Origin of the sequence: Vibrio sp. 10N.222.49.C9 (assembly GCF_041474985.1) — a bacterium.
Classification (GTDB): Bacteria; Pseudomonadota; Gammaproteobacteria; order Enterobacterales; family Vibrionaceae; genus Vibrio; species Vibrio crassostreae_C.
In genome coordinates this window covers 1-395 of the sequence record NZ_JBFRVD010000683.1, presented here as the reverse complement: position 1 = coordinate 395, position 395 = coordinate 1, and the positions used below count along the sequence as shown (strand labels likewise).

Here is a 395-nt window from a genome sequence, read left to right as displayed (position 1 = left end):
ATCTAAGTCATCTTCAACGAGCAAAAGTTGCAGTTTTTCAGTGTTCATTCTTACCTCTAGAGCTTCTATTTGATGTGTCCGCAAAACTTGAATATTGGCTTTCTAACGGTGTTCAAGATTAGGGGAGTGTATTTTGCAAAGAAATAACGTCCACTTCTAGGCTCACGATTAACTTATTTGGTTATTCGTTGCATTAGCTATTGTTGCTTTTTTATCTGACTTGAACAGTTTGCAGATTAAGACAAAAAATAGTGGCGCGAAGTAAATTACCAATAAAGTCGCTCCCATCATACCGCCCAACACTGAGGTACCAATCGCGTTACGTGCATTGGCACCAGCACCGGTACTAATAACCAGAGGTAAAACACCAAGTCCAAACGCCAGTGACGTCATGA

The 395-nt window shown here is 40.5% G+C and carries 1 protein-coding gene; it reads right to left on the bottom strand.

Annotated elements, in window-relative coordinates; genetic code table 11:
* Nucleotides 1–168 precede the first annotated feature (168 nt).
* Nucleotides 169–395, bottom strand: a 227-nt coding sequence (locus tag AB4585_RS25065) for an efflux RND transporter permease subunit (protein WP_372171465.1), incomplete at its 5' end; no start/stop codon positions are given.